Origin of the sequence: Streptomyces sp. cg35 (assembly GCF_050410835.1) — a bacterium.
In the GTDB taxonomy this organism is placed as follows: domain Bacteria; phylum Actinomycetota; class Actinomycetes; order Streptomycetales; family Streptomycetaceae; genus Streptomyces.
The window spans coordinates 1,950,271-1,977,249 of the sequence record NZ_CP191268.1 but is presented as its reverse complement, the minus strand read 5'-3'; the positions used below and the strand labels follow the sequence as shown (position 1 = coordinate 1,977,249).

20 protein-coding genes are annotated in these 26,979 nt (G+C 72.3%); 11 read left to right on the top strand and 9 right to left on the bottom strand.

Going from position 1 to position 26,979, the window contains the following annotated elements; translation table 11 throughout:
* Positions 1–39: 39 nt before the first annotated feature.
* A complete protein-coding gene (locus tag ACQUQD_RS09195; protein ID WP_428951540.1) occupies positions 40–1,785 on the top strand; it encodes a pyruvate dehydrogenase in 1,746 nt (581 codons plus the stop codon).
* A gap of 47 nt (positions 1,786–1,832) precedes the next feature.
* Here the strand turns inward: ACQUQD_RS09195 and ACQUQD_RS09190 are convergent, their stop codons facing one another.
* Positions 1,833–4,898, bottom strand: a complete 3,066-nt coding sequence (locus ACQUQD_RS09190) for an alpha-mannosidase (protein WP_428951539.1) — start codon at positions 4,896–4,898, stop codon at positions 1,833–1,835.
* Between the two features lie 253 nt (positions 4,899–5,151).
* Between ACQUQD_RS09190 and ACQUQD_RS09185 the strand changes: the two genes are divergently transcribed.
* The gene (locus ACQUQD_RS09185; RefSeq protein ID WP_428957498.1) at positions 5,152–5,598 is read left to right on the top strand and encodes an ATP-binding protein; all 447 of its coding nucleotides are present in this window, start codon (positions 5,152–5,154) and stop codon (positions 5,596–5,598) included.
* Positions 5,599–5,652: 54 nt separating this feature from the next.
* Here ACQUQD_RS09185 and ACQUQD_RS09180 read toward each other — a convergent pair whose 3' ends face one another.
* Both ACQUQD_RS09180 and ACQUQD_RS09175 read right to left on the bottom strand, forming a co-directional pair.
* Positions 5,653–6,750, bottom strand: coding sequence for a DUF2637 domain-containing protein (locus ACQUQD_RS09180; protein ID WP_428951538.1), 1,098 nt, complete (start codon positions 6,748–6,750; stop codon positions 5,653–5,655).
* A 247-nt stretch (positions 6,751–6,997) separates the two neighbouring features.
* Positions 6,998–7,852, bottom strand: coding sequence for a (2Fe-2S)-binding protein (locus tag ACQUQD_RS09175; protein ID WP_428951537.1), 855 nt, complete (start codon positions 7,850–7,852; stop codon positions 6,998–7,000).
* A gap of 146 nt (positions 7,853–7,998) precedes the next feature.
* Between ACQUQD_RS09175 and ACQUQD_RS09170 the strand changes: the two genes are divergently transcribed.
* Positions 7,999–8,772 carry a GntR family transcriptional regulator gene (locus ACQUQD_RS09170; RefSeq protein WP_428951536.1) on the top strand — a complete coding sequence of 258 codons (774 nt, stop codon included), beginning with the start codon at positions 7,999–8,001 and terminating at the stop codon, positions 8,770–8,772.
* A gap of 13 nt (positions 8,773–8,785) precedes the next feature.
* On the opposite strand, the gene ACQUQD_RS09165 is transcribed toward ACQUQD_RS09170, so the two are convergent.
* Together ACQUQD_RS09165 and ACQUQD_RS09160 are read right to left on the bottom strand one after the other, a co-directional pair.
* Entirely contained in the window at positions 8,786–9,562 is a 777-nt protein-coding gene (locus ACQUQD_RS09165; protein ID WP_428951535.1) for a hypothetical protein, read from the bottom strand.
* A gap of 138 nt (positions 9,563–9,700) precedes the next feature.
* Positions 9,701–11,377: a PucR family transcriptional regulator gene (locus ACQUQD_RS09160; RefSeq protein ID WP_428951534.1), complete on the bottom strand. Its 1,677-nt coding sequence runs from the start codon at positions 11,375–11,377 to the stop codon at positions 9,701–9,703.
* Between the two features lie 272 nt (positions 11,378–11,649).
* Between ACQUQD_RS09160 and ACQUQD_RS09155 the strand changes: the two genes are divergently transcribed.
* The 6 genes from ACQUQD_RS09155 (at position 11,650) to ACQUQD_RS09130 (ending at position 19,683) form a co-directional block, all read left to right on the top strand.
* Positions 11,650–12,558 carry an FAD binding domain-containing protein gene (locus ACQUQD_RS09155; protein ID WP_428951533.1) on the top strand — a complete coding sequence of 303 codons (909 nt, stop codon included), beginning with the start codon at positions 11,650–11,652 and terminating at the stop codon, positions 12,556–12,558.
* Positions 12,558–13,139, top strand: coding sequence for a (2Fe-2S)-binding protein (locus ACQUQD_RS09150; RefSeq protein ID WP_428951532.1), 582 nt, complete (start codon positions 12,558–12,560; stop codon positions 13,137–13,139). Before ACQUQD_RS09155 ends, ACQUQD_RS09150 begins: the two co-directional genes overlap by 1 nt.
* 4 nt (positions 13,140–13,143) lie before the next feature.
* The gene (locus ACQUQD_RS09145; RefSeq protein WP_428951531.1) at positions 13,144–15,546 is read left to right on the top strand and encodes a xanthine dehydrogenase family protein molybdopterin-binding subunit; all 2,403 of its coding nucleotides are present in this window, start codon (positions 13,144–13,146) and stop codon (positions 15,544–15,546) included.
* A gap of 177 nt (positions 15,547–15,723) precedes the next feature.
* Positions 15,724–17,184: an NCS2 family permease gene (locus tag ACQUQD_RS09140; protein WP_428951530.1), complete on the top strand. Its 1,461-nt coding sequence runs from the start codon at positions 15,724–15,726 to the stop codon at positions 17,182–17,184.
* Positions 17,185–17,217: 33 nt separating this feature from the next.
* Positions 17,218–18,366 carry an XdhC family protein gene (locus ACQUQD_RS09135; protein ID WP_428951529.1) on the top strand — a complete coding sequence of 383 codons (1,149 nt, stop codon included), beginning with the start codon at positions 17,218–17,220 and terminating at the stop codon, positions 18,364–18,366.
* A 138-nt stretch (positions 18,367–18,504) separates the two neighbouring features.
* The gene (locus tag ACQUQD_RS09130; RefSeq protein WP_428951528.1) at positions 18,505–19,683 is read left to right on the top strand and encodes a glycoside hydrolase family 6 protein; all 1,179 of its coding nucleotides are present in this window, start codon (positions 18,505–18,507) and stop codon (positions 19,681–19,683) included.
* Between the two features lie 6 nt (positions 19,684–19,689).
* Here ACQUQD_RS09130 and ACQUQD_RS09125 read toward each other — a convergent pair whose 3' ends face one another.
* The 3 genes from ACQUQD_RS09125 to ACQUQD_RS09115 all read right to left on the bottom strand — a co-directional run bounded on the left by ACQUQD_RS09125 (position 19,690) and on the right by ACQUQD_RS09115 (position 22,212).
* Positions 19,690–20,754 (bottom strand): saccharopine dehydrogenase NADP-binding domain-containing protein, encoded by a 1,065-nt coding sequence (locus ACQUQD_RS09125; RefSeq protein WP_428951527.1) that lies wholly within the window; start codon positions 20,752–20,754, stop codon positions 19,690–19,692.
* A 49-nt stretch (positions 20,755–20,803) separates the two neighbouring features.
* Positions 20,804–21,235: an SRPBCC family protein gene (locus ACQUQD_RS09120; RefSeq protein WP_428951526.1), complete on the bottom strand. Its 432-nt coding sequence runs from the start codon at positions 21,233–21,235 to the stop codon at positions 20,804–20,806.
* A gap of 185 nt (positions 21,236–21,420) precedes the next feature.
* Positions 21,421–22,212, bottom strand: a complete 792-nt coding sequence (locus ACQUQD_RS09115; RefSeq protein WP_428957497.1) for a polysaccharide deacetylase family protein — start codon at positions 22,210–22,212, stop codon at positions 21,421–21,423.
* A gap of 447 nt (positions 22,213–22,659) precedes the next feature.
* Here ACQUQD_RS09115 and ACQUQD_RS09110 point away from each other — a divergent pair, with 447 nt between their 5' ends.
* Both ACQUQD_RS09110 and ACQUQD_RS09105 read left to right on the top strand, forming a co-directional pair.
* On the top strand, positions 22,660–24,249 hold the full coding sequence (locus tag ACQUQD_RS09110) for a hypothetical protein (RefSeq protein WP_428951525.1): 1,590 nt from the start codon (positions 22,660–22,662) through the stop codon (positions 24,247–24,249).
* Between the two features lie 169 nt (positions 24,250–24,418).
* The gene (locus ACQUQD_RS09105) at positions 24,419–25,312 is read left to right on the top strand and encodes a glycoside hydrolase family 16 protein (protein ID WP_428951524.1); all 894 of its coding nucleotides are present in this window, start codon (positions 24,419–24,421) and stop codon (positions 25,310–25,312) included.
* A 15-nt stretch (positions 25,313–25,327) separates the two neighbouring features.
* Here the strand turns inward: ACQUQD_RS09105 and ACQUQD_RS09100 are convergent, their stop codons facing one another.
* Complete coding sequence (locus tag ACQUQD_RS09100) at positions 25,328–26,974, bottom strand: penicillin-binding transpeptidase domain-containing protein (protein ID WP_428951523.1); 1,647 nt, start codon at positions 26,972–26,974, stop codon at positions 25,328–25,330.
* Between the last annotated feature and the right edge of the window lie 5 nt (positions 26,975–26,979).

The following is a 26,979-nucleotide window of genomic DNA, read 5'->3' as shown; positions in this document are numbered from 1 at the left end:
CCGACAAACAGCGATCGGTTCCGAAGGGGCGCGTGAGTCATGGCCAAGCAGAACGTCGCCGAGCAGTTCGTCGACATCCTCGTCCGCGCGGGCGTCAAGCGCATGTACGGAGTCGTCGGCGACAGCCTGAACCCGGTCGTCGACGCGATCCGCCGCAACAGCGCCATCGACTGGATCCACGTACGCCACGAGGAGACCGCGGCCTTCGCGGCGGGCGCCGAAGCGCAGATCACCGGCAAGATGACCGCCTGCGCCGGCTCCTGCGGGCCCGGCAACCTGCACCTCATCAACGGCCTCTACGACGCCCACCGCTCCATGGCCCCCGTCCTCGCCCTGGCCTCCCACATCCCCTCCAGCGAGATCGGCCTCGGCTACTTCCAGGAGACGCACCCCGACCGGCTCTTCCAGGAGTGCTCGCACTACAGCGAGATGATCTCCAGCGCGAAGCAGATGCCGCGGGTCCTGCAGACCGCCATCCAGCACGCGGTCGGCCAGTCCGGCGTCAGCGTCGTCACGCTGCCGGGCGACATCGCGGACGAGCCGGCCCCCGACAGCGCCGTCGAGACGGCGCTGGTCACGTCCCGGCCCAGCATCCGCCCCGGCGACGCCGAGATCGACAAGCTCGTCGAGATGATCGACGAGGCCGACAAAGTCACCCTGTTCTGCGGCAGCGGCACCGCCGGCGCGCACGCCGAGGTCATGGAGTTCGCCGAGAAGATCAAGTCGCCGGTCGGGCACGCGCTGCGCGGCAAGGAGTGGATCCAGTACGACAACCCCTTCGACGTCGGCATGAGCGGCCTGCTCGGCTACGGCGCCGCCTACGAGGCCACCCACGAGTGCGATCTGCTGATCCTGCTCGGCACGGACTTCCCGTACAACGCGTTCCTGCCGCAGAAGGACGTCAAGATCGTCCAGGTCGACATGCGGCCCGAACACCTCGGCCGCCGCTCGAAGCTCGACCTCGCCGTCTGGGGCGACGTCCGCGAGACGCTGCGCTGCCTGACGCCGCGCGTGAAGCCCAAGTCGAACCGCCGCTTCCTCGACAAGATGCTGAAGAAGCACGCCGACCACCTCGAAGGCGTCGTCAAGGCGTACACCCGCAAGGTCGAGAAGCACACCCCGATCCACCCCGAGTACGTCGCCTCCGTCCTCGACGAACTCGCGGACGAGGACGCCGTGTTCACCGTCGACACCGGCATGTGCAACGTGTGGGCCGCGCGCTACATCTCGCCCAACGGGCGGCGCCGCGTCATCGGCTCGTTCTCGCACGGTTCCATGGCGAACGCGCTGCCGATGGCCATCGGCGCCCAGTTCGTCGACCGCGACCGGCAGGTCGTCTCGATGTCCGGCGACGGCGGCTTCTCGATGCTGATGGGCGACTTCCTCACCCTCGTCCAGTACGACCTGCCGGTGAAGGTCGTTCTCTTCAACAACTCCTCCCTGGGAATGGTGGAGTTGGAGATGCTGGTGGCCGGCCTGCCCTCGTACGGGACGACCAACAAGAACCCCGACTTCGCCGCCGTCGCCCGGGCCGCGGGCGCGTACGGCGTCCGCGTCGAGAAGCCCAAGCAGCTCGCGGGCGCCCTCAAGGACGCCTTCAAGCACAAGGGCCCGGCGCTCGTCGACATCGTCACCGACCCGAACGCCCTGTCCATCCCGCCGAAGATCAGCGCCGACATGGTGACGGGCTTCGCGCTGTCCGCGTCGAAGATCGTGCTCGACGGCGGCGTGGGCCGCATGGTGCAGATGGCCCGCTCGAACCTGCGCAACGTGCCGCGCCCCTGACCGTCCGGTCACCGTCCGGCCGGGGGCACGGCACCCTCGCGTGCGGCTCAGGCCGGACGCAGCCGCAGTGTCAGGATCTGGAACGGCCGCAGGGACAGCGCCAGACCCGTCTCCGAGGTGTCCGCGGGCCGCAGCGGACGCTCCAGGAGATCCGTCTCGTCGGCGCCCGCCACCGGGAACGACGCCGTCAGCGTCGCCGTCGCCCGCCCGCCCCGCGACTCGTAGAGCCGGACCACGACGTCGCCGCTGCGGTCCTCGGCGAGCTTCACCGACTCGACCGTCACCGCCGGGTCGTCGACCGTGACGAGCGGCGCCACGGCGGGCGCCTCGGCCACCCGCAGCGGCAGATTCAGCGCGAGCCCCTCGGCCACCGCGTCGCCCGTCGTGGCCCCCGGCAGCAGCGCGTACGTGAAGCGGTGCGTACCGAGATCGGTCTCCGGGTCGGGGCTGTGCGGGGCGCGCAGCAGCGTCAGCCGGACGGTCGTGCCGAGCCCCTGGTCGTGCGGGGTGCGCGTCACGTCGTGCCCGTACGTCGAGTCGTTGAGCAGCGCGACGCCGTAGGTGTCCTCGGCCACCCGCAGCCAGCGGTGCGCACAGATCTCGTAACGGGCCGCGTCCCAGCCGGTGTTGGCGTGCGTGGGCCGGTGCACATGGCCGAACTGGATCTCGGCCGCGGAGCGTTCCGCGTGCACGTCCACCGGGAACGCCGCCTTGAGCACCTTCTCCGACTCCTGCCAGTCGACGTCGGTGACGACCTCGAGCCGGCGGCTGCCCGCGGCGAGCCGGTACTCCTGCGTGATGCGGGACCGGCCGAAGGAGCGGGTCACGCGGACCGCCACCCGCAGCGGCCCGTCCTCGACGAGCTCCACCGACTCGGCGTCCGTGAGATCGGTGCGGGTGTGCCGGTAGTGCGCGTCCAGGTCCCAGGCGTCGTACTGGGTGGGGTGGTCGGGGTGCAGCTGGAGGAGGTTGCCGCGGGTGCCGGGGGCCAGCACCTCGCGGCCGCCGTGCCCCAGGTCGCGGACCGAGGCGAGGAGCCCGTCGCTGTCGACGGTGACGGCCAGATGCTCGTTCGCCAGCACGATCTTCTCGTCGGCCTCGCGGGTCGCCGCCGCGTGGGCGCCCGGCCCGCGGGTGCGGGCCGCGGCCTCGGCGAGGCTCCGGGTGCCGAGCCCGTCGACGTTCACGTGCACCAACGCGCCGTCGTGCGCGACCACTTCACTGCGCGGGTAGGGCGAGGCGTTCAGCGCCGCCGGCTCACCGGCGCCGAGCCGGGACACCGCCTCGCCGGTCAGCGCGTCCAGCTCTTCGAGAACACGGGCGTAGGTGTCACGCGCCTCCCGGTGCACCCAGGCGATCGAGGAACCGGGCAGGATGTCGTGGAACTGGTGCAGCAGGACCGTCTTCCACAGGCGGTCCAGATCGTCGTAGGGGTACGCGTACGACGCGTCGCGCAGAGCGGCGGCCGTGCACCACAACTCGGCCTCGCGCAAGGCGTGTTCGGATCGGCGGTTGCCCTGCTTCGTCTTCGCCTGCGTCGTGTACGTCGCCCGGTGCATCTCCAGGTACAGCTCACCGGACCACACCGGGGCCTTGGACCCGTACTCCTCGTGCGCCGCCTCGAAGAACGCCGACGGCTTCTCGATCTCGACGCGCGGCGAGCCCTCCAGGGAGCGCAGCCGGCGCGCCTTCTCCAGCATCTCGCGGGTCGGGCCGCCACCGCCGTCGCCCCAGCCGAACGGGACCAGTGAGCCGGACGCACCGCCCTTCTCCGCGAAGTTCCGCTCCGCGTGGGCGAGTTCGCGGGCGTGGAACTGTGCGTTGTAGGTGTCCACGGGCGGGAAGTGGGTGAACACCCGGGTGCCGTCGATGCCCTCCCACCAGAACGTGTGGTGCGGCATCTTGTTCGTCTGGTTCCAGCTCAGCTTCTGCGTCAGGAACCACTTGGCGCCCGCCAGCTTCGCCAGCTGCGGGAAGGCGGCGGTGTATCCGAAGGAGTCCGGCAGCCAGATCTCCTCCGTCTCCACCCCCAGCTCGTCCCGGAAGAACCGCTTGCCGTGCACCAGTTGCCGCGCCAGCGCCTCGCCGCCCGGCATGTTCGCGTCCGACTCCACCCACATCGAGCCGACCGGTGCCCAGTTCCCGTCCGCCACCGCCTTCTTGATGCGGTCCCAGATGTGCGGTTGGTGCTCCTTCACCCACGCGTACTGCTGCGCCTGCGAGCACGCGAAGACCAGCTCCGGGTAGTCCCGGGCCAGCGCGGTGACGTTCGCGAACGTGCGGGACGCCTTGCGGACCGTCTCGCGCAGCGGCCACAGCCACGCCGAGTCGATGTGCGCGTGCCCGGCCGCCGAGACCCGGTGCGCGCTCGCGTGCGCCGGCCGCGACAGCACCTCGGCGAGCTCCGCGCGGGCCGCGACGGCGGTCCCGGACACGTCGTGCAGATCCAGTACGTCCAGCATCCGCTCCAGGGCCCGCAGGATGTCGTGCCGCCGGGCCCGGTCGGCGTCCAGCTCGTGCATGAGCTCGGAGAGCACCTCGACATCGAGCACCAGGTGCCAGACGTCCTCGTCGAGTACGGCCAGGTCGGCAGAGCGGAATCGATAGACGGGGCGATCCCCGGCGGTCAGCACATCACCGAGGAACGTGGGCTCGAAGTCCCGCAGCACCGCCGGGTTGGCGGCCGCCTCCAGCAGCAGGTTCACCGGTTCGCCGCCGGCCGCCCGCGCGGCGATCGTCAGATGCCGGTTGCGCGGATGGATGCCCTTCAGGGGGACGCCCGAGGCGTCGTACAACAGCCCCTCCGCCTGGAACCCGGGCCCCTGACCGGTGAACCCCGGGTCCACCACGGCCTCGACGTGCCGCCCCGCCCACTCCTCGGGCACCTGCCCCTGAAGCCGGAACCAGCTGGTCGACCACGGCTTCCCCCAGGCGGTGCCGGACTCGAACGGCGCGTACGTCCCCGCCAGCGCGTCGGCCACGGGCACGGGCTCGCCCGGCGCGTGCCAGACGCTCAGCGTCAGCGGTGTCCGCGCGGCGTACTGCGCCGGGCGTACGAACTGGCGCATCGCCCGCTCAAGTCGGCCCTCCACGAGGTGTCGGTCGTCGTGCACGGCGGCTCCTTCCGGTCCAGGTCCTGCTCGGATCCCACGCTTCCTTCCCCGTGCGGCTCGTCGACACCCGCGTGTGATGGACGAATCAACAGGAGTGCCGACATGCCCACGGGGCATGCATCCCCGTGTACGCGTTCGACAGACAGGCCGAGCAGAACGAGTCCAGAGCGAGAAAGGCATCGTGATCGGCGTGTGGGCGGGGGTCATGAAACGGCAGGTACAAAGGGGAAGCCCGATGAGGGTCGAAGTCCCCATGGCACATCCGGAGGAATCCGGGGTGGACGGGGCGGAACAGGGGGACGTACCGCGTGGACAGCTCAACCGAAAGCTGGGCAAGGCGGATCTGAGGGCCGTACCGGAGGCCCGGCGCGCGGTGCGCGAACTGCTCCGTCACTGGGGCAGGCCGGGCAGATCGGAGATAGCGGAGCTGCTCACCAGCGAGCTCGTCACCAATGCGCTGGTGCACACGGACCGCGAGGCGGAGCTCACGGCAACGGTGGGGCCGCGCGGTCTGAGAGTCGAGGTCCGGGACACGGCGTCGCGCAGGCCGAAGCTACGGGTACCGATCGCCGACGACGGTACGCACGGCAGGGGCCTCTTCCTGGTGCAGTCCCTCGCGGACGCCTGGGGCGTCGTGACGTTCGGCGCCGGCCGGACGGGAAAGGTGGTGTGGTTCGAACTGGACGGCGGCACCCCGTGACGTCCATGTCACGACGGCGCCGCCGCAGTCGTCCTCTCTTGTGGTGACGGGGTGTCAGCCGAACTGCTGCTCAAGGTCCTTGAGCTTCCGCTCCAGCGTGTCGAGCCGGGGCAGCGCCTGAGTGTCGTCCTCCGCCGTCAGATCGACGGTGACGGACGACTTCGGGTCAGTGCCGCTCCTGACGGCCTGGAGAGAGGGCCGGGCGCGCAGCGGAAGCTGGTCCTGCGAGAGTTCCGAAGGCTGGCTCCCCGGCGATATGGCGGGCTCCGCGCCGACTTGTGCGGAGCCCGTCGAACCCGATGCGGTCACGGCGGGCACGTCGACCTGCCGCCCGCCCCGCCCGCCGAACGAGCGGTGGCCCCGGCTGAGGGCCCGTAGCTGCGCCCGCTCCAGCTTCTCGTGCTCGCGCCGCCGCATGCGGTTGGCCGTCTTCTGGCGCTTGTCCTCGCGCACCTCGTCGACGGCCTCGTCCAGCGTCCGCACGTTCTCCAGGAGCATCAGCGACCAGGCGCTGTACGTCTCCCGGGGAGCGCGCAGCCAGCGCACGATCCGGATCTGCGGCAACGGCCGCGGTACCAGGCCCTGTTCGCGCAGCGCCGCGCGGCGCGTCTGCTTCAGCGCGCGGTCGAAGAGCACCGCCGCCGACAGGGACATCCCCGCGAAGAAGTGCGGGGCGCCCGCGTGGCCCAGCCCTCGGGGCGCGTGCACCCAGTTGAACCAGGCGGCGGCACCCGCGAACGTCCACACGAGTATGCGTGAGCCGAGCGCGGCGTCGCCGTGGCTGGCCTCGCGCACCGCGAGCACCGAGCAGAACATCGCGGCACCGTCGAGCCCGAACGGGACGAGGTACTCCCAGCCTCCGGACAGGTTCAGGTTCTGGCGGCCGAAGCCGACCAGGCCGTGGAAGGAGAGCGCGGCGGCGACGGCGGCGCAGCAGAACAGCAGCACGTACGAGGCGGAGCCGTAGACGGTCTCCTTGCGTCTGCGGCGTTCCTCGCTGCGTTCCCACGAATCGTCGGACGACGACGCGCCTTTCTTGCCGGTGTCCCCGGCGCGCTTGCCGCGCGCGAGCACCGCCACCGCCGCCAGCAGGCCCAGGAGCAGCACGGCGCCCGGAAGCAGCCAGTCCAGCGATATGTCGGTCAGTCTCATCTGGGGGTCCCTTGCATTGCGAAAAACAGATGGTGCAGCGCGGAGCGCTTCGTTGGACGGGTGGGCGTTTCGGGCGCCATATTGGCCCAGCAGTCCGAGCCCGCAGGGGGTTTCGGGACAAGAGAACGCCATTGGAGTGCAAGGGGGCGCGTAAAACGGTCGTACGCTCGAACTCCCGCCGCAGAAAAGGGAGTTGAGTTCGATTTGCGTCACCCGAAAGGGTGGTTCGGTCGAGTGCGGGTGGCGCTCAGGCCGCGGCGGACCCGGTGAGCCGCGCGATGCGGTCCGCGTCGCACGTGCGCGGGCAGGTCACGCAGGTGTCCTCCGGGCGCAGGGTGTAGAAGAGGCAGCAGCTCGCCCGGTCACGGGTCGGCAGCAGCTCCCCTTCGGGGCCGGTCAGTTCGCGGAACGCGGCCTTTCCGACGTACGGCTTCGTCGTGCCCGGCAGCAGCTCCTCCAGCTCGGTCATCGCGCGGCGCTCCTCGCCGAGCAGATGGCCGATGTACCAGAGGCCCTCGACGATCTCGTCCGTGGCCATGCCCCACAGGGCGCGCGGCCCGCGCCGCATCCGCGGTCCGAATCCGGCGAGGACGGGCTCCAGGTGGTCGGCGACGGCCGCCCGCAGCTCGGCCCGCAGGGCCTCCTCGTCCGGGACGACGTGCGCGCCGGGCATCTTCGCCGCCGGGTCGCCGGGCAGGCACGCGAAATCGGTGACGCGTACGGCCATCCGGCCCAGCGCGCGCTGGAAGGAGACGTTCGCGGCAGGGAAGCGCGGCACGCGGCGGTGCAGGAACCAGGGGACCGTGAGGAGCAGGCAGGCGGGCCACGCGTAGCGGTGCAGCCCGAAGCTGGCGACGACGTCGGGGCGGGCCTGCAGGCCGTAGTCCTTGAGCACCTGGGCGTTGTCCCACGCGAGGAACGCGTCGAGCGCGGATCCGCCCTCGGCGAGCCGGCCCGTGCCGACCCAGCCGGCGCCCTCGGGCAGCGGCTCGTCGGGGCCGAGCTCGATGATGCGCAGGCTCGGGAACACCTCGGTGAGGCGGGCGTACGCGGCCGAGACCGCGCTGTGCGTCGCGGCGGGCGCCGGGGTGATGAGGGGCATGCAGGGACCACCGAATCGCGATCGTTTGCAGGTAAGCCTTACCTTACCCGAAGGATTCGGGGTTTGAACTGCGGCCCGGGCGGCCTATCGTTCGTCGTTGAGCTAGGACAAACGGCCGGTATCGGCCGGGAACGGCGGCGAAGGGGATGACCGGGGTGGAGCAGGCCAGGCCGCGTCCGGCACGTGGCTCCGCGGCGGCCTTCGGGGTGCCCGAACAGCGCTCCGCCGACGCGTGGGCGGCGGCCCCGCCCCAGCCGTCGGCGGCCGGGCACAGCCGGGGTGAGCACACTCACAGCGAGCCGCCCGCGCCGCGTGTCGCGGTGCGCGGGACGGTCGAGCGGACGTCGGTGCGCGGGCAGGTGCTCGACGCGCTGCGGGCCGCCCTGCTCTCCGGCGAGCTGACGCCCGGCGAGGTGTACTCGGCGCCCGTCCTGGGGGAGCGCTTCGGGGTCTCGGCGACGCCCGTGCGCGAGGCGATGCAGCAGCTGGCCCGGGAGGGCGCCGTCGAGGTCGTGCCGAACCGGGGGTTCCGGGTCGCCGAGCGGACCGCCCAGGAGCGGGCCGAGCTGGCGGAGGTACGCGGGCTCATCGAGGTGCCCGTCGTGCTGCGCCTGGCCCGGACGCTGCCGGTGGCGCGCTGGGCCGCCGTCCGGCCCAGCGCCGAAGAGACCGTCGCCGCGGCCGCCTCCGGCGACCTCGCGCGGTACGCGGAGGCCGACCGGGCGTTCCACCGGGCCCTGCTGTCCCTCGCCGGGAACGAGCAGCTGGTGCGGATCGCGGACGATCTGCGGCGGCGCGTGGTGTGGGCCGGGTGCGACCTCGCGGCGGACGCGGCCCAGCACGTGTCCCTGCTGGAGGCACTTGAGGCCCAGGACCTCGGCGCGGTCGGTTCGTTGGTGCGGGAGCACTTCGCCGGCTGAGCGTCGGCCGGCCTCAGGCCGCCGCGGGCAGCGCCCCCGCGAGCCAGGTGGGCACACCCCCGAGCAGCCGGAACAGCCGGGCCGCCTCCGCGCGCAGGCGTGCCGAGGTCTCCGGTTCGGGCTCCGCCTCCGCCAGGGAGACCAGCGCCGGGGCCGTGCCCACCAGGAAACCGAGCTCCTCCCGCAGCCGCAGCGACTCCGCGAAGCCGTGCCGCGCCTCCGCCAACTCGCCCTCGCGCAAAGCCAGTCCGGCCAGATGGCGCCAGGTGAACGAGAGCAGCAGCGCGTTGTCGTGGGCCGTGGCGCCCGCATGCGCCCTGCGGTACGCCGCCCGCGCCGCCTGCGGTGAGTCGGCCAGGTTCTCCGCCATCAGGCCGCGGCGGAAGTCGAGCAGGGCCCGGCCCGGCGCGCCGGGGGCGATCAGCGCCGCCGCCCGGCCGAACGCGGAACGGGCCTCGTCGACCCGGTCCCGGACCTTCAACAGCGTGGAGGCGTAGGCGAGTTGACCGCGCTCGCAGGCCGCCGCGCCGCGTTCCTCATCGCTGTGGGCCACGGCCTCCGCGGCGCGCAGCGCGTCCTCCGCCTCCGCCCAGCCCTGCTCCGTGTACAGGCACCGCTCGCCGAGCAGCGCCGCGCGCTGCAGCGCGGCGGCGGGATCCGTCGTCGCATGAGGGTCGAGAAGTGCGGCCGCGTCGGCCCAGCAGCCGCGCGAGCGCAGCCGCCATACCGCGGTCTGGAGTGGATCGTTCCCTGCGTTCGTTCCGGTACCAGACATGGCGGTATGCGCCACGTTGCCCTCCCCGAGCACGCCATCGAGCCGAGTTGTCGTGGGGCATCTCAGCACGGATCGCGGCGCCCGGCCAAGGGGATGGGTGAAAGATTTCACAAAGGGGCCGGGTTCCGGGCCGGGCCCGGAACCCCCGTGGCGTCAGCTCATGCGCAGGGCCAGGAAGAAGTCCAACTTGTCCTCCAGCCGCGACAGATCACGGTTCGTCAGCTGTTCGATCCGGCCGACGCGGTAGCGCAGCGTGTTGACGTGCAGGTGGAGACGGCTCGCGCAGCGGGTCCACGATCCGTCGCAGTCGAGGAACGCCTCCAGCGTCGGGATCAGCTCCGCGCGGTGCTTTCGGTCGTACTCCCGCAGCGGGTCGAGGAGCCGGGCGGTGAACGCGCGGCGGACGTCGTCCGGGACGAAGGGCAGCAGCAGGACGTGCGAGGCGAGCTCCTGGTGCCCCGCGGCGCAGACCAGGCCCGTACGGGCGGCCGCCACCCGGCGGGCGTGCCGGGCCTCCTCCAGGGCGCCGCGCAGCCCCTCCGCCGAATGGACGGCCGCGCTCACGCCGATCGTCAGGCGCCCGTCGTCCGCGAGGCCCGCCGACAGCGGGTCGCGGACGGCCTCGAGCAGCGTGTCCGCGATCAGACCCTGCTCCGAACCGTCGTGCTCGGCCGAGACCGCGGGCAGCGGGACGAGCGCGATGGCCTCGTCGCCGGTGTGCGCCACCGCGATCCGGTCGGACGGCTCGGGCCCCGCCGACAGCGGGTCGACGAGGATCTCCTCGAGCAGCGACTGGGCCACCGGACCGCCCTCGATCTCGCCGCCCTCCCACTCGACGCGGGCCACGACGACCTGCCAGTGCGGGGCCGCGCCCAGGCCGGGCAGCAGGACCGGCGCCGCCACGCGCAGCCGCGCGGCGATCTCGGCCGGGGCCGCACCCGTCTGGACCAGCTCCAGGACCTCCTGGGCGAGGCGCCGGCGTACCGTCCGGGCGGCGTCCCGGCGGTCGCGCTCCACCGAGATCAGCTGGGTGACGCCCTGCAGCAGGTCCAGCCGCTCCTCGGGCCAGTCGCCCGCGTCCGCCTCGACGGCGAGCAGCCAGTCCGACAGGACCGTCTCGCGGACGTCGCGGGAGGCGGGTGCCGCGCTCCGGCCACCGGTGCGGATCCCGAACACCGAGTACGTCGTCTGGCCGATCGTGACCCGGTGCGGGGCCCGGCGGCCCGCCCGGGTCGCCGCCAGGTGCTCGGCGGCCAGCCGCGCGCAGACGTCGGGGGGCAGGTCGGGGCCCGCCTCGTTCGACCCGGCGATGGCGCGGCCCGCGGGGGAGAGCACCCAGGCGCGCAGGTCCAGGTCGCTGCCGAGCAGGTCGAGGACCACGTCCGGGCCGCCGCCCGCCGGGCCCGACGTCATCAGGCGCCGGTGCCGGTCCACGACCGCCGCCAGGTCGCCGGCCCGCTCGCCCGAGACCTGGCGCACGACGTGCTCGGTGATGGTCGCGAACGCCACCGACTCGTTCACCGCGAACAGCGGCAGCCGGTGCCGGACGCAGGCCTGCACCAGGTCCTCGGGGATGTCGCCCAGCTCGGCCTCGCCGGCCGCGAGCGCCGCGACGCCCGCCGCGGACAGGATCCGGACGAAGGGCTCGGAGTCGTCGGCGTCCCGGCGCCAGGCGAGGCCCGTGAGGACCAGTTCGCCGCCCGACAGGTACCGGCTGGGGTCCCGCAGATCCGTCGTCATCACGCCGCGGACCGTGCGGTCCAGCTCGTCCTCGCCGCCGAGGAGCCTGAGGCCCAGCGCGTCCGTGTCCAGCAATGCGCGCAGCCGCATGTCTTCGTCGCCGCCGATCTGTCTCGAACTGTTTCTTCGGTTTCTGCAGGAAAACGAAGAGGTTACTGATGCTCTCCGTTCATACGAATCTACAAGACACCCGCGTTGGTCAGCCAACTCCTTCATGGTTTCCGTGACTGACCCTGGCGGAGCACACGGCGGTGTACTGGGCCCACTCCGCGTTAACAGCACATGAACGAGCCCCCGTGATCCGCACATCCGTGGCTCGATCCGATCGAACGAACCACGAACGACGAAGAAGAGAGCCGCTCATGGACTTCCTTCGCCCCGCCAGCTGGGAGGAGGCGCTCGCCGCCAAGGCCGAGCACCCGACAGCTGTGCCGATTGCGGGTGGCACCGATGTCATGGTCGAGATCAACTTCGACCACCGCCGCCCCGAGTACCTCCTGGACCTCAACCGCATCGGCGAGCTGAGCGAGTGGGAGGTGGGCGAGGGGCCTCAGGGCACGGTCCGGCTCGGCGCCTCCGTCCCGTACAGCAAGATCATGGAGCACCTGCGGACCGAGCTGCCGGGCCTGGCGCTCGCCTCGCACACGGTCGCCTCGCCGCAGATCCGCAACCGCGGCGGCGTCGGCGGCAACCTCGGCACCGCCTCCCCGGCCGGTGACGCCCACCCGGCCCTGCTCGCCGGCGGCTGCGAGGTCGAGGTCGAGTCCGTACGCGGCTCGCGGCGCATCCCGATCGACGAGTTCTACACCGGCGTGAAGCGCAACGCGCTCGCCCCCGACGAGCTGATCCGCGCCGTCCACCTGCCCAAGGCCGACGGCCCGCAGCAGTACTCGAAGGTCGGCACGCGCAACGCCATGGTGATCGCCGTGTGCGCCTTCGGTCTCGCGGTGCACCCCGAGACCCGGACGGTGCGCACCGGCATCGGCTCGGCAGCGCCGACCCCGATCCGCGCCAAGGAGGCCGAGCAGTTCCTCAACGCCGCGCTCGACGAGGGCGGCTTCTGGGACAACGGCAAGATCATCACCCCGTCGGTCGCCAAGCAGTTCGCGGACCTGTGCTCCGCCGCCTGCAACCCGATCGACGACGTGCGCGGTACCGCCTCGTACCGCCGCCACGCGGTCGGCATCATGGCCCGCCGCACGCTCACCTGGGCGTGGGAGTCCTACCGCGGCACCGACGGCCGCTCCGACAAGCTGGGGGGAGTCGCGTAATGCGCGTCAATTTCACGGTCAACGGCCGTCCGCAGGAAGCCGACGACGTGTGGGAGGGCGAGTCCCTGCTGTACGTGCTGCGTGAGCGGATGGGCCTGCCCGGTTCGAAGAACGCCTGCGAGCAGGGCGAGTGCGGTTCCTGCACCGTCCGGCTCGACGGCGTGCCGGTGTGTTCGTGTCTGGTGGCCGCCGGACAGGTCGAGGGCCGCGAGGTCGTCACCGTCGAGGGCCTCGCCGACTTCGCCAAGAAGCGCTCCTGCGGTGACCACGAGGGCGGCTCCTGCGGCACGTCCCTCCAGGACGCCCAGGGCTGGGCCGCGCGGGGCACCGACTCGCAGACCGGCGAGGGCGCCGAACTCGCCCCGATCCAGCAGGCGTTCATCGACGCCGGCGCGGTCCAGTGCGGCTTCTGCACCCCGGGCCTGCTGGTCGCCGCAGACGAGATGCTGGAGCGCACCCCGAACCCGTCGGACGCCGACATCCGCGAGGCCCTGTCCGGCAACCTGTGCCGCTGCACCGGCTACGAGAAGATCATGGACGCGGTCCGGCTCGCCGCCGCGCGCCAGTCCGAGGAGGTCTGAGGACATGGCTGACACCCGCACCACAGGTATCCCGTTCAATGTGACGCAGGGGTCGCAGACCAAGGGCGGCATCGGCGAGTCCACGCTCCGCCCGGACGGCACCCTCAAGGTCACCGGTGAGTTCGCGTACTCGTCCGACATGTGGCACGAGGACATGCTGTGGGGCCAGATCCTGCGCTCCCCGGTCGCGCACGCCGAGATCGTCTCCATCGACACCGGCGAGGCGCTCGCGACGCCCGGCGTCTACGCGGTCCTCACCTACGACGACCTGCCGACCGACGTGAAGAACTACGGCCTGGAGATCCAGGACACCCCGGTCCTCGCGCACGGCAAGGTCCGCCACCACGGCGAGCCCGTCGCGATCGTCGCCGCCGACCACCCGGAGACCGCGCGCCGCGCCGCCGCCAAGATCAAGGTCGAGTACCGCGAACTGCCCGTCATCACCGACGAGGCGAGCGCCACCGCGCCGGACGCGATCCTCGTGCACGAGGGCCGCGACGACCACCACATCGGCCACGTACCGCACCCGAACATCGTGCACCGCCAGCCGATCGTCCGCGGCGACGCGGCCGAGGCCGCCAAGAAGGCCGACGTCATCGTCAAGGGCGAGTACTACTTCGGCATGCAGGACCAGGCCTTCCTCGGTCCCGAGTCCGGCCTCGCCGTGCCGTCCGAGGACGGCGGCGTCGACCTGTACGTCGCCACCCAGTGGCTGCACTCGGACCTCAAGCAGATCGCCCCGGTCCTCGGCCTGCCCGAGGACAAGGTGCGCATGACGCTCTCCGGCGTCGGCGGCGCGTTCGGCGGCCGCGAGGACCTGTCGATGCAGATCCACGCCTGCCTGCTCGCGCTGCGCACGAACAAGCCGGTCAAGATCGTCTACAACCGGTTCGAGTCGTTCTTCGGCCACGTCCACCGCCACCCCGCCAAGCTGTACTACGAGCACGGGGCGACCAACGACGGCAAGATCACGCACATGAAGTGCAAGATCGTCCTCGACGGCGGCGCCTACGCGTCCGCGTCGCCGGCCGTCGTCGGCAACGCCTCGTCGCTGTCGGTCGGCCCGTACGTGATCGACGACGTCGACATCGAGGCCATCGCGCTCTACTCCAACAACCCGCCCTGCGGCGCCATGCGCGGCTTCGGCGCGGTCCAGGCGTGCTTCGCGTACGAGGCACAGATGGACAAGCTGGCCGACAGACTCGGCATGGACCGAGTGGAGTTCCGGCAGCTCAACGCCATGGAGCAGGGGACCATCATGCCGACCGGGCAGCCGGTCGACTCCCCGGCCCCGGTCGCCGAACTGCTGCGCCGCGTCAAGGCGATGCCGCTGCCGATGGAGCGCCAGTGGGAGTCCAGCGAGGGCGCCGACGTGCGCCAGCTGCCCGGCGGTCTGTCCAACACCACGCACGGCGAAGGCGTCGTCCGCGGTGTCGGCTACGCGGTCGGCATCAAGAACGTCGGCTTCTCCGAGGGCTTCGACGACTACTCCACCGCCAAGGTGCGCATGGAGGTCATCAACGGCGAGGCCGTCGCCACCGTGCACACCGCCATGGCGGAGGTCGGCCAGGGCGGCATCACCGTCCACGCGCAGATCGCCCGCACCGAGCTGGGTGTCGCGCAGGTGACCATCCACCCCGCCGACACCCAGGTGGGCTCGGCCGGCTCCACGTCCGCGTCGCGTCAGACGTACGTCACCGGCGGCGCCGTCAAGAACGCCTGTGAGCTGGTGCGCGAGAAGGTCCTGGAGATCGGCCGGCGCAAGATGGGCACCTACCACCCGGCGTGGGCGACCGCCGAACTCCTCCTGGAGGGCGGCAAGGTCGTCACCGACGGCGGCGAGGTCCTCGCGGACCTGGTCGACGTCCTGGAGGGCGAGGTCGTCGAGCTGGAGGAGGAGTGGCGCCACCGGCCCACCGTCGCCTTCGACCTGGTCACCGGCCAGGGCAACGGCCACGTGCAGTACTCCTTCGCCGCGCACCGCGCCGTCGTCGAGGTCGACACCGAGCTCGGCCTGGTCAAGGTCATCGAACTGGCCTGCGCCCAGGACGTCGGCAAGGCGCTCAACCCGCTGTCCGTCGTCGGGCAGATCCAGGGCGGCACCCTCCAGGGCATGGGCATCGCGGTCATGGAGGAGATCGTCGTCGACCCCAAGACCGCGAAGGTCAGGAACCCGTCCTTCACGGACTACCTGCTCCCCACGATCCTCGACACGCCGACCATCCCGGTCGACGTGCTCGAACTCGCCGACGAGCACGCCCCGTACGGGCTGCGCGGCATCGGCGAGGCCCCGACCCTGTCGTCCACCCCGGCCGTCCTCGCGGCGATCCGGAACGCGACGGGTCTCCAGCTCGACCGGACGCCCGTCCGGCCCGAGCACCTGACGGGCACGGCCCCTTCGGCCTAGCCGTGTGCGACCCGGCCCCGCCGGGGCCGGGTCGCGTGAGAAACGCGGGGGACGCCGTCCCCCGACCCCAGTTGCAGTCCGTCTCGGGCCGTCCCCCGGGTCGTGCAGCCATCCCAAATCCCGCACGCGCCAGAGCACTGAGCGGGTGCCCCTTTGAACCTTGGGAAACGAGGCACCATGACCCAGCAGTCAGTGGAGCCGAAGACCGCCGCCGACGACGCGGGCGCGGGTTCGCGCCAGCCCGCCGGCAGGTCTTGGCTCGACCGGTACTTCCACATATCGGAGCGAGGATCGACGGTCGCGCGTGAAGTGCGCGGCGGCGTCACGACCTTCATGGCCATGGCGTACATCCTTCTGCTCAACCCCCTGATCCTGTCCGGCAAGGACGCCGCCGGTGACACGATGGGCCAGAAGGCCCTGATCACCGCGACCGCCTTCGCCGCCGCGTTCACCACGCTCCTGATGGGCTTCGTCGGCAAGGTCCCGCTCGCCCTTGCTGCCGGCCTCTCCGTCTCCGGTGTGATCTCCTCGCAGGTCGCCCCCGAGATGACCTGGCCGCAGGCCATGGGCATGTGCGTGATGTACGGCGTCGTGATCATGCTTCTGGTCGTCACCGGCCTGCGCGAGATGATCATGAACGCGATCCCGCTCGCGCTGAAGCACGGCATCACCATGGGCATCGGCCTGTTCATCGCCCTGATCGGCCTCTACAAGTCCGGTTTCGTGCACGTCGGCAAGGCCACCCCGCTCACGCTCGGCCCGGCGGGCGAACTCGCCGGCTGGCCGGTGCTGCTGTTCGCGGGCACGCTCCTCCTGATCTTCATGCTGCAGGCGCGCAACACCCCCGGCGCGATCCTGATCGGCATCATCACCGGCACGGTCGTCGCGATGATCCTCAACGCGCTCGACGTGATCAGCCCCAAGCAGTGGGCCAACGGCGCCACCCCCGAGCTGCACGGCAGCGCGGTGTCCATGCCGGACTTCTCGCTGTTCGGCAAGGTCGAGTTCGGCGGCTGGGGCGAGGTCGGCGCCATGACGGTCGGCATGATCGTCTTCACGCTCGTGCTCGCCGGGTTCTTCGACGCGATGGCCACCATCATCGGCGTCGGCACCGAGGCCAAGCTGGCCGACGACAAGGGCCGGATGCCGGGCCTGTCCAAGGCGCTGTTCATCGACGGCGCCGGCGGCGCGATCGGCGGCGTGACGGGCGGCTCCGGCCAGACCGTCTTCGTCGAGTCCGCCACGGGCGTCGGCGAGGGGGCCCGCACGGGTCTCGCCTCCGCCGTCACCGGCCTGTTCTTCGCGGCCTGCCTGTTCTTCACGCCGGTCACCGCGATCGTCCCGCAGGAGGTCGCGTCCGCCGCGCTCGTCGTCATCGGCGCCATGATGATGATGAACGCCCGGCACGTCGACTGGGCCGACCGGGCCACCGCGATCCCGGTGTTCCTCACCGTGGTCCTGATGCCCTTCACGTACACCATCACCACCGGTGTCGCCGCGGGCGTCATCTCCTGGGTCGCCATCAAGATCGCCCAGGGCAAGGCCCGGGAGATCGGGGCCTTCATGTGGGGCCTGACGGTGATCTTCCTCGTGTACTTCGCGCTCAACCCGATCGAGAGCTGGATGGGCGTCCACTGACGCCCGCTCCGTAACCGCTAAGGAGACCGAGACATGCTGGACATCGCCGAAGAGCTCAACCGGTGGGTCGAGCAGGGACGCGACTTCGCCGTGGCCACCGTGGTGGCCGTCGGCGGGAGCGCGCCCCGGCAGCCCGGCGCGGCCCTCGCCGTGGACAGCGAGGGCACCGCGATCGGCTCGGTCTCCGGCGGTTGCGTGGAGGGCGCGGTCTACGAGCTGTGCCAGGAGGCGCTGCGGGACGGCGTCACGCACCTGCAGCGCTTCGGGTACAGCGACGACGACGCCTTCGCCGTGGGGCTCACCTGCGGCGGCGTCATCGACATCCTCGTCACACCGGTACGCGCCTCGGACGAGGCCGTACGCGGTGTGCTCGCGACCGCGCTGGCCACCGCCGCCACGGGGGAGGCGGCGGCGGTCGCGCGGATCGTGTCCGGGCCGGCCGAACTCCTCGGCCGCGCCCTGCTGGTGCGCCCCGACGGCTCGTCCGAGGGCGGCTTCGGCGCCCACCCCGAACTCGACCGCACGGTCGCCGGCGAGGCGCTCGCGTATCTCGACGCGGGCCGCACCGCCACCCTGGAGATCGGCGAGCAGGGCTCCCGCTGCGGAGCGCCGCTCACGCTGCTCGTCGAGTCCTCCGTCCCCGCCCCCCGGATGATCGTCTTCGGCGCGATCGACTTCGCGTCGGCGCTCGTCCGGATGGGCAAGTTCCTCGGCTACCGCGTCACCGTGTGCGACGCGCGGCCCGTCTTCGCGACGGCCGCCCGTTTCCCGGAGGCCGACGAGATCGTCGTCGAGTGGCCGCACCGCTACCTGGAGCGCACCGACGTCGACGGCCGCACGGTCCTGTGCGTCCTCACCCACGACGCCAAGTTCGACGTCCCGCTCCTCCACCTCGCGCTGCGCCTCCCGGTGGCGTACGTGGGCGCCATGGGCTCCCGCCGCACGCACCTGGACCGCAACGAGCGGCTGCGGGACGTCGGCGTCACCGAGCTGGAGCTGGCCCGTCTGCGGTCACCGATCGGGCTCGACCTCGGCGCCCGCACACCGGAGGAGGTGGCGGTGTCCATCGCCTCGGAGATCGTCGCCCACCGGCGGGGCGGCAGCGGTGTCTCGCTGACCGGCGCGCACACCCCGATCCACCACGAGCCCAGGTCCACCCGGCGCATCGGGTCGGTGGCCTGACCGCTTCGCCGCCGCACCGGGCGCCTGGTTCAACAGGCGCCCCGTGCACCGTACTTGACGCCGTACGCAACACCCTGGACTCTCTTATGGGAGCGCTCCCAGCAAGTCCCCGTGCCCTTGCGACCCAGGAGTGAACCCGTGCGAGGTCCCCTCAGACGTGCCTCAACCGTCATAGCGGCCCTGTCCGTCGCCCTGGCCGTGCTGCTCCTCGGCGGGCCGGTGGCCGGCGCCGCCGACAGCGGTGCCCAGGCCTCCCGGCTCTACGTCCCCGATCCCAACCCGGACGCCCTCAGGCAGGTCCTCGGCCTGGTCCGGGCGGGCCAGTACCGCGACGCGGCCCGCATCACGGCCATGGTCGCCACCCCGCAGGCGGTCTGGTTCGGCGACCAGAGCCCGGCCGAGGTCGAGCGGCTGGCCCGCGACGTGGTCAGGGACGCCGGCCGCGACGACGCCGTCCCCGTGTTCGCGCTCTACAACATCCCCGGCCGCGACTGCTCCAACTACTCCGCGGGCGGCGCCGCGAACACCGCCGAGTACCAGGCGTGGATCGACGCCGTGGCCCGCGGCATCGGCGCCCGCGACGCCCTGGTGATCCTCGAACCCGACGCGCTCGCCCTGCTCCCCGCCGACTGCGGACAGGACGACGCCCAGGGCACCAAGACCGCCGCCCGCTACGCCGAGGTGAACTACGCCGTCGACACGCTGGAGCCCCTGCGCGGCACCCGGGTCTACCTCGACACCGGGCACCCCGGCTGGCACGCCGTCGGCTCGATCGTGCCGCGCCTGATCAAGGGCGGCGTGCTGCGCGCCTCCGGCTTCTACACCAACGCCTCGAACTACAACACGGACGACGCCAACTCCTGGTACGGCAAGCTGATCTCGTCGTGCGTCGCGTACGTGGACGGGGGCGGCGACGCCGCGGACTGCCCGGACCAGCACGCGCCGCGGGCCGCGACGCAGGCCTGGATCGACGCGCACGTCCATGTCCCCGCGTCGCGGATGGCGCACTTCGTGACCGACTCCAGCCGCAACGGCCGGGGCCCGTGGACCCCGCCGGCCGGCAAGTACACCGACCCGCAGGACTGGTGCAATCCGCCGGACCGGGGCCTGGGCGCCCGCCCGACCCTGCGCACCGGCGACCCCTTGCAGGACGCGCGCCTGTGGATCAAGACGCCGGGGGAGTCGGACGGGCTGTGCCTGCGGGGGACGGAAGGCCCCGAGGACCCCGAGCGCGGCGGCCTCGACCCCAAGGCGGGGGACTGGTTCCCGCAGCAGGCACTTGAACTGGTGCGGTACGCCAACCCGCCGCTCCTGTAGCGGGGTTCAGGAGTCCGGGAGCGTCAACTCGAACGACTCCTGATCGGCCAGCGACCGCAGAAAGGGCGCCGCCTCGAACGCCTCGGCCGGGCTGAACACCCCGGCCTTGCGCGGCCCCTCGCCGCCGGTGAGCCGGAGCACCGCCTCCACCGAGGCGAGTGCCCCGGCCCGCCAGATGTCCCGCCCGCGCACGAACGCCGTCCGGCCGCCGCCTCCGTCCCGGACGACCTGTGCCGCGACGGTGAACTCGGTGCGGGCCCGCTCCTCGGGGCTCGCGTCGACGCTGCTGAAGGTCTGTTCCTCCTCGAACGTCGAGGCGGTGAGCTGCACTTCGACCGAACGGGCCGGGACGTGCCGGGGCACGGTGACGACCTCGCCGGACGGGAACGGCACGATGGTGGCGCGCGGCCCGACCGGCGGCGGGAACGGGAAGACGGCGTCGCGGGTCTCCACCGGGCCGATGTGCTGGGCGCCGTCCGAGTAGGAGATGCGGTCGGTCTCGCCGATGAGGAGGTGCGCGGTGTCCACCGCGCCGCGCGTCATCCGCCAGCCCGTGACGGCGTATCCGACGGTGACCTTCTCCACGTCCGGCAGCCCCTCGGCGGCGGCCGCGGCGAGCAGGTCGCCGAGCCCGCCGTAGAAGCTCATCTGCGGGATCAGCACGGCTCCGGTGCGCTCGGCGATGCTCTGGCAGTCGTCGAAGAGGTGCTTGACCGCGTGCGGTTCGAGGGCGTGGTCGACGTACGGGATGCCGGCCTCGGCCGCGGCGCGGGCGACCGGGGCGCCCGTCGTGGTGAAGGGGCCCGCGCAGTGGTTCATGGCGTCGGCCCGTTCGGCCAGCCGGCGCAGGGCCACCTCGTCGTCGAGGGGTGCCGCGTGGACGCTGAGGCGGGCGGGGGCGGCGAGCTCGGCGGCCAGGGCGCGCAGGCCCGGCTCACCGCGGCCGGCGAGGATCACGTCCTGGCCGCGGGCGAGGAGTTCGGCGGTGACGAGGCGCCCGGTGTGCCCGGTGGCGCCGTAGACGGCTATGGCCATGAGACGGCTCGCTTCCGTACGGAGGAGTGCGACCAAGTGGGACAAGATACAACTGATCCGGGTGGCCGACGAGCTGTCCGACCCGTCAACTCCCGTACCGCAAAAGGCCGTTCACCGCTCTGCCGAACATCCATCGCCCTGCCGCCGCGAGCAGCGGATCCGCCACGGCGGGCACCCCGCGCACCCGTAGCTCCTCGCGCCACTCCACCCGCGACCGGTCGGCCCCGAGCGCCCGTACCTCGAACTCGGCCCAGCCGGTGACGAACCGGCCGTGCTTGACGAGGCGGCAGCGGCGCGGCGGCTGCCAGGCGACCACCTCCATCGGATCGTCGAAGCCGAACCGGCCGCCGATCCCGGTACGGGCCACGAACACGGTGCCCGCGGCCGTCGGTGACGGCGTGGTCACGGTGACGCGGGTGAGCGGTACGACGTCGCCGTGCCGCTCCCAGTCGGTCAGGCGCCGCCACGCCTCGGCGGCGGGCAGCGGGGTCTCACGGACGATACGGACATGGGCCACGCCGCGAGCGTAGGCCCCTTGCGGCGGGCCCGGCCGCACCGCGCCTGGCGTGTCGTCGCGTTCCGCGCCCCAACTGGGCGGCTGCGCAAGCCCGCACGCCCTGCTGCTCGTGTGCGGCGCCGGGCCCCTCCCTCGCCGAGCTGCCGCTGCCGTTGCGGCGGGTCCGATCCGGCCCGTGGACCGGCTCACGGGCGGTAGATCCTGCCCGGCTCCGCCGTGCCGGGGGCGAACAGCTGCGGGACCGTCACGAAGACGTAGCCCTTCTGCTTGAGCGCGTCGATGATGCCGGGGACGGCCGGGACCGTGCCCCGGTAGATGTCGTGCAGCAGGATGATGCTGTCGCGCCTGGTCTGATCGACGGCGCGTTTCTGGATCAGGGCGGAGTCCGTGGTCGTGTAGTCCTTGGTGGTCACGTCCCACAGTATCTGCGCCAGGCCCTCCTCCTTCGCGAGTTCGCCGACGTGGTCGTCCGTCCGGCCCTGCGGCGGCCGCATCAGGGTGGGGCGTTTGCCGGTCAGCCGTTCCACGGCGTCGTCGGTGCGCTTGAACTCGTCCCTGATCTGCGCGTCGTCGATGTCCGTGAGGATCTTGTGGTCCCAGGTGTGGCTGGCCAGCTCGTGGCCCTCCCGGGCCATCCGCCGGACCAGCTCCGGGTGCTTGGCGATGTGGTTCTTGCCGAGCAGGAAGAACGTCGCGGGGACCTTCTTGTCCTTGAGGATGTCGAGCAGCCGGGGGCTGTTCTCGCTGGGGCCCGCGTCGAAGGTGAGGGCGACGCACTTGGCCCGGCGGCAGTCGACCGTGCCGAACCGGTCGGCCGTGGAGCGCGCGCCGCCCGCCTTCGCGTCGACGGCGCCGGCCTTGCGGGCGCCGCTCGGGCTGGTCGTGTCGTACTGGGTGCAGCCGCTCAGGCCGAGGGCGAGGGTCCCGGCGACCGCCAGGACGGCGACCGCACGGAACCCTCTTCGTATTTTCATCATCTTCACAGGTGCGACGGACATGCCAGCACTATACATAGCGTGTATACGTCGAGTGTATAGGTATCTGACCTGCGGCTTCTGAACGGCGGCTGCCCCTGTGCCTTCTCTTGAGTCTTCTGTCGCGTCTTCTCTGTGCCCGTCCGCGGGCGGTGATCGGATGCGGCCGCGGCGCCCGCGTGGTCGCCCCTGAACGTGGCTCGCCGCCCGGTGGTCAGGATGTGACGAGCCCGTCGATGTCCCCGCATACGGTGAGTTCGTGCCCCGTGACCGATTGACAGGTCCGCCGCCGCCCCGGATCGTGTCAACCGGTGTGTGACGCCTGACGGTTGGGGGACCGCGATGAGGTGGCCGGGGGACGCGTCCGACAGTGGTGCGGGGCAGGCGGGACAGGCGGGGGGAGCCGGGGCCGGTTCCCCGGAAGGCGGCGCGTTCGGGCCGCCTCCCGCGATGCCGCCGCCCCCGGGCTCCGTGCCGGGGCCCCCGCCCCCGCCCGGGATGCCGGCCGCGCCCCCGCCGATGCCCGCGCGGCCGCCGAGACCTGCGCCGGGCCCCGCCGAGCCGGCCCGCGCGCTCGCCGCCGGCCTGCTCAATCTCTGCGGCCTGGGCCTGGGGTACCTCTACCTGCGCCGGTGGCTGCTCGCCGCGCTGTGCCTCGCCGCGACGGCCGCGCTGCTCGTCGTCGCCCTGCCCGCCGACCCGGACGGGGTGCCGCGATGGGCCCTCGTCGGATACCTCGCCCTCCTGCTCCTCGCGGCGGCGGACGGTGCGCGCCGCGGGCTGCGCGCACCCGCGACCGCCGTACGCGCCAGGCCCGTTGCCGTCGTCGCGGTCGCGGTCGCCCTGCTCGCCGTGCCCGCCGGGGGAGCGGTCGCGTACGGCGGACTGCGGGACGACGCCGTCGAGGAGATGCTGCTCGACCGGCTCGCCGCGACGGACGCCCTCGTCGAGGCGGCCTCCGCCGAGGACTTCGCCGAGGCGCGCCCCGACTACCGCACCGCCCTGACCCGCTACCGCGCCCTCGCCGAGGACCACCCGGACTCCCGCGCCGCGCACCGCGTCCACGACAGCCTCGACACCTACTACAAGACGGTCGCCGCGCCGTACGCCGATGCCGACCACTGCGCGGCCGTCGCGCCCCTCACCTATCTGCGGGACGTGCCGAAGGCGATCGACCGCGACGTCCTCGGCTCCCTCGCGACCTGGCCCGACAAGCCGCTCGCGGTCTCCCTCCTGAAGTGCGGCACCGGCAAGCTCGGCAGCGCAGAGAGCGACGGGAGCGGCGGCGAACTCGGCCAACTCCTGCGCACGTTCCCCGAGTCGGCGCAGGCGGCCGAGGTGGAGCCCGCGGTCCGCGCCGCCGTCGACCGACGCGCCGGTGACCTCTCCGGCGCCGAACCGTGCCGCGCCACCGACGAGCTGCGCCGGATCGGCGACACCGCTAAGGAACTGCCCGAGCCCGCCCCCGGGCACGTGCGCGGGGACATCGACGCGGCCGTCGGCAAGGGTGTCTACGCCTGCGGGATGGACCAGTTCGAGGACGGGAAGTTCGCCGAGGCCCGCAAGACCCTGGCCGACTTCGCGGGCACGTACAAGAGCGACAAGCGGCGCGGTCGCGCCCAGCAGGTCGCCATCGCCGCCGAGATCGCCGAGCAGCGCCCGTCCGCGGGCGCCCGGTTGCCGCGCGCCCACGCGCCCGGCGGCGCACGCATGGAGATGGTGATCAGCAACGACGGGCCCGGCCCCGTCGAGATCCTCTACACCGGGCCGGTCACCGGGCGCGTCACCATCGGCGCCTGCGGTTCCTGCTCGACGTACGGCAGTGAGGCTGCGGGAAGCAGCAAGGCATGCAAGGCGAGCGGCAGGAACTATCCGAAGAAGACGCTGCGGCTGCCCGCGGGGACGTACCACTTCCTGCACAAGCCGGGCGGCTCGCAGGCCACCGCCCGCAGCCGCGCCGCGGGCGGCACCATCCAGCCCGGATACACCTACACGCAGTGCAGTTACGTGGTGAGCAGCGGGCTCGGCGGCGATCTCTGAGGGCGTCCGCGGCGAGGACGGGGCCGGGGCTGGAACCGGTTACCACAAAGCGGTCTTCTCACCTTCCGCACCTACAAGGGGTCTTGACGTGTCCGCTTCATGCCCTGCACCCTGACCCAGCGGGAAAGCGTTTTCTATCCGAGGAGACGCGAGACCGAAGGGTGAGGCCATGCGAGACCGAACCACGATGACGACGATCGCCCTGCTGGCCGCGGGCGCCCTGCTCGGCGCGCTGCCCGCACAGGCGGCGGAGCCCGACGCGCGGGACGCCGCGACCGGGACCGCACTCGTCGACCCCGCCACCCCCGCCGACGCCAGTCCGCTGAGCACCGGCGCCGCGCCCGCCGCCGCGGCCCAGACCCTGGTGTTCAGCGACGAGTTCGACGGCTCGACCGTCAGCACGGCCCGGTGGACCGCCCGCGACGAGGAGCGCTCCGGCGCCGCGGGCACCGACCGCTGGTGGTACAAGCCGGCCAATGTCCGCACCGACGGCAACGGCGCCCTCGCCATCGACGTCAAACAGCTCGCCGCGGGCCAGTACTCCGGCGGCCGCATCGACAGCCAGGGCACGTTCGACTACACGTACGGCACGATCGAGGCCAGGATCCACACCCCGGCCGCGACCAACGGACACCTCGCCGCGCTGTGGCTGCAGGCAGACGGAGGGCTCACCCCCGGCGGCGCCGTCGACGGCACCGCGCGCGACGGCGCCGAGATGGACATCACCGAGACCAACTACCAGGCCGACAAGTACTCCGTGACCCTGCACTACGACGGTTACGGCGCCGACCACAAGTCGTCCGGCACCGTCGCGAACGCGCCCGGCCTGCACAGCACCTGGTACCACACGTTCGGCCTCAGCTGGACCCCCACCCAGCTGCAGTTCCTCTACGACGGTGCCGTGGTCCGCACCGTCACCGACCCTCAACTCATCAGCCAGGTGAAGGAGTTCCCGATCCTGTCGCACGAGGTCCTGGACGGCTGGGCGGACGGCTCGGTCCACGACGAGACGTTCGACTGGAACTCCACGATGTACGTCGACTACATCAGGGTCTGGCAGTAGGCGCGGACCCGCGCCTCACGACGGGTCGTCCGGTACGGCGGACAGCAGGCTGTGCAGGATCGGACCGGCCGACCCGCCACCGGTGACGCCCTGCTCCACGACGCAGGCGACGGCCACGTTGCCGCGCCGCGCGACGAGCCAGCCGTTGTTGGGCTCGTCCTCGGAGACCTCCGCGGTGCCGGTCTTCGCGCCGATGCCGCCGGGCAGATCGGCCAGCACCCGGGCGGTCCCCTCGGTGACGGTGGCCCGCATCATCGTGCGCAGCTGTCCGACCACGGACGCGGGAAGCGGGGTCGTGGACGTCGTGTCCTTGGCACCGCGCACGATGGTCGGCTGGTGGAAGGTACCGGACGCCGCCGTCGCCGTGACCGACGCCATGATCAGGGGATTCGCCTGGATGCGGCCCTGCCCGATCATGGACGCGGCCTTCTCCGTCTCGTCCTTCGGCACCGGCACCGACCCGTCGTACGACGGGATCCCGACGTGCCACTCCTGCCCGACGCCGAAGTACTTGCGGGCCACGTCCCCGAGTTCGGACCCGCCGAGCCGGTCGCGCAGGCTGATGAAGGCCGTGTTGCAGGACTCGGTGAAGTCCTTGCGGAAGGTCGCGCCGCGGAACTCGGACGTCTCCACGTTGTGGAACTCCTTGCCCACGGTCAGATACTTGGGACAGTCCACGACGTCGTCCGGCTCGACCGCGCCCTTGAGCAGCAGCGCGCTGCTCGTGACGATCTTCCAGGTGGAGCCGGGCGCGTACGTGCCCGAGACCGCGCGGTTGAAGCCGGTGGCGGGGGAGTTGGCCATGGCGAGCACCTCGCCGTTGTCGACGCGGAGCGCGACGAGCGAGGCGTTCTTACCGTCGGCCTCGGCCATCGCCTTCTCGGCGGCGGACTGCCAGGAGGCGTCGAGGGTGGTCGCGACGGGCTCGTCGGCAGGGGTCTTCTTCGCGCCGAACGTGGTCTCCGTCCCCTTCACCTCGCCGGTGGCCCGGTCGACGAGCCGGATCGCCCCGCGCGGCCCGGCCCCGCCCCCGGCGAACTGGGAGAGCACCGCCTGCAAGGAGGGATAGGAGTCGCCGGTCAGTGAGGCCCCGGTGCGGTCGGTGACCTTCGGGGCGGCCGTGTCCTCGCGCTCCAGGCGGAACTTGGCGCTCTCGCTCAGGTGGGGATGGACGAGGGACAGCTTCCAGTCGACCTTCCAGCCGCCGCCCCGCTGCTCGCGCAGGGGCAGCCCGGAGGTGTACGTCCACGCCCCCAGGCCCGTGACGGGCATCTTCGCGGTGAACGGCACCCGGACCGAGCCGTCGTCGGCCCGCGTCGCCCGCGCCGCGGTGAGCCGGGGCCCCTTGATGTCGAGCCCGGCGGTGAAGTTGCGCAGCACCTGGCGCGCCGCGGCGGGGTCCGTGGTGCGGGCGGCCGCGCCGTCGAGCCGGCCGCCCGCCCAGTCCGCGAGGAACGCCCGGGCCTGGGTGAGCGCCGCCGGGTCGGGGGCCCCGTCGCCCCGCTCGAAGGGGCCGAGCCCCGCGGCGTACGCGCCGCCCGCGGTGACGGCGAGGACCGCGGTGACCGCGACGGCGGCCCTGCGCCCGGTGCGGCGGGGGCGGCGGCGGTACGTCGTGACGTGGCCGAGATCCGGATCGTGGGTGGAGGAAGGGTGCGTCATGCCGG

Coding starts and splice junctions, on each gene's coding strand:
- ACQUQD_RS09195 (WP_428951540.1), top strand. CDS start 40: ATGGCCAAGCAGAACGTCGCCGAGCAGTTCGTCGACATCCTCGTCCGC.
- ACQUQD_RS09185 (WP_428957498.1), top strand. CDS start 5,152: ATGGCACATCCGGAGGAATCCGGGGTGGACGGGGCGGAACAGGGGGAC.
- ACQUQD_RS09180 (WP_428951538.1), bottom strand. CDS start 6,750: ATGAGACTGACCGACATATCGCTGGACTGGCTGCTTCCGGGCGCCGTG.
- ACQUQD_RS09175 (WP_428951537.1), bottom strand. CDS start 7,852: ATGCCCCTCATCACCCCGGCGCCCGCCGCGACGCACAGCGCGGTCTCG.
- ACQUQD_RS09170 (WP_428951536.1), top strand. CDS start 7,999: ATGACCGGGGTGGAGCAGGCCAGGCCGCGTCCGGCACGTGGCTCCGCG.
- ACQUQD_RS09160 (WP_428951534.1), bottom strand. CDS start 11,377: ATGCGGCTGCGCGCATTGCTGGACACGGACGCGCTGGGCCTCAGGCTC.
- ACQUQD_RS09155 (WP_428951533.1), top strand. CDS start 11,650: ATGGACTTCCTTCGCCCCGCCAGCTGGGAGGAGGCGCTCGCCGCCAAG.
- ACQUQD_RS09150 (WP_428951532.1), top strand. CDS start 12,558: ATGCGCGTCAATTTCACGGTCAACGGCCGTCCGCAGGAAGCCGACGAC.
- ACQUQD_RS09145 (WP_428951531.1), top strand. CDS start 13,144: ATGGCTGACACCCGCACCACAGGTATCCCGTTCAATGTGACGCAGGGG.
- ACQUQD_RS09140 (WP_428951530.1), top strand. CDS start 15,724: ATGACCCAGCAGTCAGTGGAGCCGAAGACCGCCGCCGACGACGCGGGC.
- ACQUQD_RS09135 (WP_428951529.1), top strand. CDS start 17,218: ATGCTGGACATCGCCGAAGAGCTCAACCGGTGGGTCGAGCAGGGACGC.
- ACQUQD_RS09115 (WP_428957497.1), bottom strand. CDS start 22,212: ATGATGAAAATACGAAGAGGGTTCCGTGCGGTCGCCGTCCTGGCGGTC.
- ACQUQD_RS09110 (WP_428951525.1), top strand. CDS start 22,660: ATGCCGCCGCCCCCGGGCTCCGTGCCGGGGCCCCCGCCCCCGCCCGGG.
- ACQUQD_RS09105 (WP_428951524.1), top strand. CDS start 24,419: ATGCGAGACCGAACCACGATGACGACGATCGCCCTGCTGGCCGCGGGC.
- ACQUQD_RS09100 (WP_428951523.1), bottom strand. CDS start 26,974: ATGACGCACCCTTCCTCCACCCACGATCCGGATCTCGGCCACGTCACG.